Annotated in this window: 5 protein-coding genes; 1 reads left to right on the top strand and 4 read right to left on the bottom strand. The window is 70.5% G+C overall.

Annotated features, from left to right (window positions below; genetic code table 11):
* The 4 genes from IE312_RS12765 to IE312_RS12750 all read right to left on the bottom strand — a co-directional run.
* Positions 1-1,911 (bottom strand): beta-galactosidase (locus tag IE312_RS12765; protein WP_229899619.1); only part of this gene is annotated, 1,911 nt, incomplete at its 3' end.
* Positions 1,908-2,843, bottom strand: coding sequence for a carbohydrate ABC transporter permease (locus tag IE312_RS12760; protein ID WP_189981235.1), 936 nt, complete (start codon positions 2,841-2,843; stop codon positions 1,908-1,910). The genes IE312_RS12765 and IE312_RS12760, both read right to left, overlap by 4 nt.
* On the bottom strand, positions 2,840-3,874 hold the full coding sequence (locus IE312_RS12755) for an ABC transporter permease (RefSeq protein ID WP_189981233.1): 1,035 nt from the start codon (positions 3,872-3,874) through the stop codon (positions 2,840-2,842). Before IE312_RS12755 ends, IE312_RS12760 begins: the two co-directional genes overlap by 4 nt.
* 27 nt (positions 3,875-3,901) lie before the next feature.
* On the bottom strand, positions 3,902-5,599 hold the full coding sequence (locus tag IE312_RS12750) for an extracellular solute-binding protein (protein WP_189981231.1): 1,698 nt from the start codon (positions 5,597-5,599) through the stop codon (positions 3,902-3,904).
* Positions 5,600-5,934: 335 nt separating this feature from the next.
* On the opposite strand from IE312_RS12750, the gene IE312_RS39745 reads away from it, so the two are divergent.
* Positions 5,935-6,745: glycoside hydrolase family 3 protein (locus IE312_RS39745; RefSeq protein WP_306419729.1), on the top strand; the 811-nt coding region annotated here is incomplete at its 3' end.

Below are 6,745 nucleotides of genomic sequence, written 5' to 3'. Positions count from 1 at the left end.
CACCGCGACGGTGACCGGCTCGCGCCCGTGGTTGAGCAGGAACAGCAGCTCGCCGCGGCGCACCGCCTCGACGCCCGCCGGGAGCCCGTCCAGCACCGGCCGCACCCCCGCCCCGGCGGCGATGCCGGCCAGCAGGGAGCGCAGGGCGCCGGGCTCGGGCAGCGTGGAGAGGTACCAGGCACGGCCCCGGCGCAGCACGGCGGGCAGCCCGTCGAGTTCACCGCCCCGGTAGGGCACGGTCTCGGCGGCGCCGGGCTCCGGCTCGATCTCCTCCGACCACAGCGTGCCGCGGAACCCCTCGCACGCCACGGTCTCCCCCTCCTCCAGCGGCCACCACTCGTGCAGGGTGCGGATGCCGAACAGCTCGCGCAGCCGGGCGTCCATGCCGCCGGCCCGGACCCGGTCGTCCTGGTCGGCGACACCGGTGTGGAAGCCGCAGACGAGGGTGCCGCCACCGCGGACGTACGCGAGGAGGTTGGCGACGGCGGCGTCGGTGAGCAGGTACAGCTGCGGGGCGACGACCAGCCGGTAGCCGGACAGGTCGTGTTCCGGATGCGCGAAGTCGGTGGTCAGCTGCGCCTCCCACAGGGCCCGGTGCCAGGCGGTGAGCACCTCGGGCAGGTCCACCAGGGCCGACAGCCGGCCCTCGTGGTCGCCGGCCCACCAGGAGTGCCAGTCGTGCAGGACGGCGAGGCCGGCGGTGATCCGCGCGCCGGTCACCTCGGGCGAGACGGCCGCGAGTTCGGCGCCGAGCTGCCCGACCTCCCGGAAGGTGCGGCCGTGCTCCCCCGCGTGGCCGATCATCCCGGAGTGGAACTTCTCCGCGCCCTGCCGGGACTGGCGCCACTGGAAGTAGCAGACGGCGTCGGCACCACGGGCCACGGCCTGGAAGGACCACAGGCGGTTGAGGCCGCGCGGCTTGGGGTGGTTCACGCCCCGCCAGTTGACCGCCCCGGCGGCCTGTTCCATCAGCATCCACGGTCCGCGCGCCTGCGACCGGGTGAGGTCCTGCACGAGAGCGCCGCGCTGCGCGGCCAGCGGGTCGCGCGGGTCGGGGTAGAGGTCGACGGAGACGACGTCCTCCTCCTCGGCCCAGCGCCAGCCGTCCTGCCCCGTCCACAGCGGCATGAAGTTGGTGGTGACCGGGATGTGCGGGGTGTACCGGCGGACGATGTCCCGTTCGGCGGTGTAGCACTCCAGGAGCATGTCGGAGGTGAACCGCCGGAAGTCCAGCACCTGGCCGGGATTCTTCAGGTAGTGGGCGTGGCGCGGGGGCAGGATGCCGTCCCAGGTGTCGTAGCCCTGGCTCCAGAAGGCGGTCCCCCAGGCCGAGTTGAGGGCGTCGAGGGTGCCGTACCGGGCGCGCAGCCAGCGGCGGAAGGCGGCTGCGGCCTCGTCGCCGTGGTCGACGGTGCAGTACTCGTTGTTGATGTGCCACAGGACGAGGGCCGGGTGGCCGGCGTAGCGGGCGGCGAGGTCCTCGGTGATGGCGGCGGCGTAGCGGCGGTAGGTGGCGCTGGAGTGCGAGAAGTGCTGCCGGCCGCCCCACCATTCGATGCGGCCGTCGGCGTCCCGGGGCAGGGTGTCCGGGTGCAGCCGGCCCATCCAGGGCGGCGGGGAGCTGGTGGGCGTGGCCAGGACCACGCCGACGCCGTGGGCGTGCAGGAGGTCCATCAGCCGGTCCAGCCAGCCGAACTCGCGAGCCCCTGGCTCGGGTTCGAGCCGGGACCAGGAGAACACGCCGAGCGTCACGCAGTTGACGCCGGCGTCCCGCATCAGCCGGACGTCGTCCTGCCAGGTCTCCTCCGGCCACTGCTCGGGGTTGTAGTCGCCGCCGAAGAGGACGCGGCCCCGGGTGGCGTCGGCGAGGCCCGGCCGCACCCGGCGGCCTGCGCGTACGGCGTGTGTCACCCCTTCACCGCCCCGGTCAGCATGCCCTTCTTGAAGTGCTTCTGGACGAACGGCGACAGCACGGCGACCGGCAGCAGCGCCATCACCATGACCGCCATCTGGACGGCCAGCCCCGACAGCTGGCCGGTGCGGATGGCCTGCCCCAGACCGACCGGCTGCTGCTGCCTCTGCACGAGCTGGATCATGACGTTCTGCAACGGCATCTTGTCCTGGTCGTTCAGGTAGAGGGAGGCGTTGAACCAGGCGCTCCAGTACCCGACGGCGTAGAACAGCGTGATCACCGCGAGGACCGCCCGGGACAGCGGCACGACGATCTGCCAGAGGATCCGGAGGTCCCCGGCGCCGTCGATGCGCGCGCTGTCCAGGAGTTCCTGCGAGATGCCCATGAAGAAGCCGCGCAGCACCAGGATGTTGAAGACGCTCACCGCGCTCGGCAGGATCAGCGCGAGATAGGTGTCCGTCAGCCCGAGGGACTGCACCAGCAGGTAGGTGGGGATGAGGCCGGCGCTGAAGAACATGGTGGCCAGCAGCACCATCAGGATCCAGCGGTGCCCGAGGGACCCGGTGCGGGACAGGCCGTAGGCGCACAGGACGGACACCGTCATCGAGAACAGCGTGCCGGCCAGGGTGACGAGGATGCTGACGACGGCGGCCCGGGTGACCTGCCCGCCGCCGAGCAGCTCCTGGTAGGCGATGAAGGTGATGCCCCGGGGCACGATCACCAGGCCGCCGGCCTCGTCGATGGTCCTGCGCGAGGACAGGCTGGTGACGACCACGATCCACAGCGGGAAGAGGACCGCCAGACAGGCGAGCGAGAGGACCAGGGCCTTGCCCGCGAGGCCGGCCTTCGAGGGTTCCTCCTCCCACGCCGGACGCGCGGGTGCGGCCCACCGGCCGGGGCGGCCCGTCGGCCGGTCGACGACGGCGGTCACTTCTCGTACACCCCCTGCTCGCCCATGAGATGGGCCACCTTGTTCGCGGTGAGGACCAGGCCGATGCTGACCACGCCCTTGATCAGTCCGGCGGCGGCCGCGTAGCCGAAGTCCTGGTTGCGCACGCCGTTCCACCACACGAAGGTGTCGAGGATCTCCCCGGCGTCCGGTCCGACGGCGTCGCGTTGCAGCAGGATCTGCTCGAACCCGACGGTCAGGGCGTCGCCGACGCGCAGCACGAGGAGCAGGGCGATCACCGGGCGCAGGGCGGGCAGCGTGACGTGCCACATGCGGCGCCGGCGTCCCGCGCCGTCCATCGCGGCGGCCTCGTACAGGTCCTGGGGGACGGAGGCCAGCGCGGCGAGGAAGACGATGATCCCCCACCCGGCGTCCTTCCACACGCTCTGCGCGGTGACCAGGAAGGGGAAGGTGTGCGGGTCGGTCATGATGTCGAGGCCGTCGTACCCGTGCTGCCGCAGCAGCTGGGAGAGCATGCCCGCGCCGCCGAACATCTGCTGGAAGACGGCGATGACCAGCACCCAGGAGAAGAAGTGCGGCAGGTACAGGACGGCCTGCGCGACCGCCCGGACCCGCGGCCGGACCACGCTGTTGATGAGCAGCGCGAGCAGGATCGGGACCGGGAAGAACAGCACGAGCTGGAGGAGGAACAGCACCAGTGTGTTGCGGACGGCGCCCCAGAAGTCGGGGTCCTCGAAGATCCGCCGGAAGTTCTCCAGGCCCACGAAGGGGCTGTGCAGGATGGAGACGATGCCGTTGTCGCTGACGTAGGGGTCGTAGTCCTGGAAGGCGACGACGTTGCCGAGGATCGGCAGGTAGTTGAAGACCAGAAGCAGTGTGACGGCGGGCAGCGTCATGAGGATCAGCACGCGGTCGCGTCGCAACCGCGGTCGCAGGCCCGGCCTGCCGCCGCCTCGTCGTTCCCGGGCGCCGGTGGCGTCCGCCGACGCAGCCGGGGTCTTCGCCGGCGTTGCGGCCTCGGTGCCGCTCCGAGGCACCGTGCTGTGGGACACGGTCGTTCTCCTTGCCTCAGAGCCTGGTCAGCTCGCCGCCGGGCCGTTCTCGTCGAGCAGTTCGCTGTACCAGTCGCGCAGCCGGTCCCCGCCCTTCCTCTTCCAGTCGGAGACGGCCTGCTGCATGTCGCCGATCTTCTTGTGGCCGCGGACGATGTCGTCCTCGAGCTGCTCGAAGTCGTCGGCGAGGTTGGTGTAGCGGGAGGGCTCGGTGATCTGCAGGCCCCAGAAGGACGACTTCCTGGTGAAGGAGCCGACCCGCTGCTGCCACTCGACCATGCCCTTGGTGTAGTCCGGCAGGTCGGGGTGCGCGATGGTCGCGGCGGGGCTCGCGACCATGACGAAGGCGTTGGTGACCTCGTTGTTGCCCTTGTCGTTCTTGACGGGCAGACCGTTCTTGAGCGTGTAGTGCGTGCCCTCGACGCCGTAGTTGGTCATCATCCACTCCTTGGTGCCGTACGGCGCCGCGGTGACGTTGGCGACCGCCAGCACGTCGCGGACGACGGACTCGGAGGCCTTCTTGTTGACGAAGGCGAAGACGGAGGCCGGGTTCGCGGCCCAGAACGTCGGGTCGCCGCCGTCGTGGGCCCACAGGTCCATGCCCCACACCTTGAAGCCGGGGTTCTGGGTGATCTGGGAGGCCTGCACCCCGTACCAGTTGGAGATGTCGTTGTTCCAGATCAGGAGCTCGCCCGAGGTGAACAGCGGGGTCGGGTCGCCGATCTGGCTCTTGCCGAGCCTGAACTGGGGGTGGACGTAGCCGGCCGCCATCAGCTTGCGCGCCCACTCCAGCGCTTCCAGGTACTCCGGGGTCTCGATGCGGTTGATCATCTTGCCGCCGGCCACGGTCCAGCCGAGCGCCTTCTCCCCGCCGCTGATCACGCCGAAGGTGTTGAACGCGGTCCACTTCATGTCGCCGCAGGCCCACCGTTTGGACCTGGGCCGGGTGATCTCCTTGCACAGGGCGGTGAACTCGTCGGCGGACTTCGGGACCTCGTAGCCCTCCTTGTCGAAGACGTCCCGGCGGTAGAGGGGCACGATGTTCTGCACGTAGGACGCGGGCATCGGCAGGCCCATCAGCTTGCCGCCGAAGAGCGAGCGCTGCCAGGCGTCGCTGGGGATCGCCGCGAGGTTCGCGTACTCCTTGACCCTGTCACCCGACAGGTAGGGGCCGAGGTCGGCGAACTTGCCGATGATGGCGCTGGGTATCCGGCCGGTCATGTTCCAGCCGGGGACCACCACCACGTCGGGGATGTCGCTGGAGGCGAGGACCGCGCCGAGTTTCTGATCGTAGGTGTTGCCGTCCTGGTTGCGCCACTGGACGTCCACGCCGATCAGGTCGTTCATCGACGTGTAGTAGGGGTTGTCCTGCTTGGGCGGGGAGCCCCAGAACGGCGACATGACGGTGACCCGGCCGCCCTTGCCGAGCTTCTTGGGCACCGACGTCTCGAGGGCGCCGACGTCGAGCTTGGCCGTGAAGCCCATCGAGGAGCCGTTCCGGGACGGGATGTCCGGCTTCACCACGCCGCTGGCCACGTACGCGGGCAGGATCTTCCTGGCGTTCTTGCCCGAGGTGGTGCCGTCCCGCGAGCCGTTGTCCGCACCGCCGCAGGCGGAGAGCAGCGGCATCCCGCCCGCGACCGCCGCGGCGGCGACCGCCGTGGAGGCGAGGAAGCTTCTCCGGCCGGTGCCGGTGGAAGCGGAGGAGGCGGCGTTCGGCGTCATTGCGTCAACCCTTCATGGCGCACCAGGACACCCGGCGGTGGGCCGTCGGCTGCGGTGTCTTCAGTGGATCCGGCTGAGCGGAGGCGTGGCTGTGCAGCGAGTAGTCGAAGCGCTTCGATGTGGTGCGAGGTTAAGTGAACACCTGGGGGCACACAAGGGTCGTCCCCAAAGTTCCTCCGCGGCCGTACGGTTCGGTCAACTGCGCCTGCTGCACGGGTTGAAACGAAGCAAGCACGCCGTTTCGCGCACGGCACCTTGACACCGAGCTGCGGTCGAATCAGCATCGAAGCGCTTCGAAAGCGTCGCGTCGCTCCATCCGCCAAGGGAACCCACTCGTGACCGTTGACCCGCCGTCCACCCCGCCTTTCCGGGATGCGCACCTGCCGTTCGAGAAGCGCATCGACGACCTGCTGGCCCGGCTGACCCAGGACGAGAAGATCTCCTTCCTGCACCAGTACGCGCCCGCCGTGGACCGGCTCGGCATCGCCGCCTGGCGGACCGGCCAGGAAGCCCTGCACGGCGTGGCCTGGATGGGCCCGGCGACCGTGTTCCCGCAGGCGGTGGGGATCGGCGCGACCTGGAACCCGGACCTGGTGCGGCGGATCGGGGAGGCGGTGTCCAAGGAGGCCCGCGCGATGCGCGCCCGCGACGACCGGGTGGGCCTCAACGTCTGGTCGCCGACGGTCAACCTGCTGCGCCACCCGCTGTGGGGCCGCAACGAGGAGGGCTACGCGGAGGACCCCGCGCTGACCTCGGCCATCGCCACGGCGTACACGCACGGCCTGCGCGGCGACCACCCCCGGTACTGGCGCACGGCGCCCGTCCTCAAGCACTGGCTGGCGCACAACAACGAGACCGACCGGGCCACCTCGTCGGCCTCCGTACGCCCCCGGGTGCTGCACGAGTACGACCTGCGCGCCTTCCGGGACACGGTCGAGGCGGGGGCGGTGGCCGGGGTGATGCCCGCCTACAACCTGGTCAACGGCCGCCCCAACCACGTCTCGCCCTACCTGCGCGAGCAGTTGCGCACCTGGACCGACGAGGAGCTGCTGGTCTGCTCGGACGCGGGCGCGCCGTCCAACCTGGTGGACGCCGAGCACTACTTCGACACCCACGAGGAGGCCACCGCGGCGGCCCTGCTGGCCG

Origin of the sequence: Streptomyces capoamus (assembly GCF_014654935.1) — a bacterium.
Classification (GTDB): Bacteria; Actinomycetota; Actinomycetes; order Streptomycetales; family Streptomycetaceae; genus Streptomyces; species Streptomyces capoamus.
Note: the sequence above shows the minus strand (reverse complement) of the source record. Positions and strands in the feature narration are given on the sequence as shown.

What these genes read in the sequence shown, in the direction of transcription:
- IE312_RS12750 (WP_189981231.1), bottom strand. Translation starts at nt 5,599, where the DNA reads ATGACGCCGAACGCCGCCTCCTCCGCTTCCACCGGCACCGGCCGGAGA.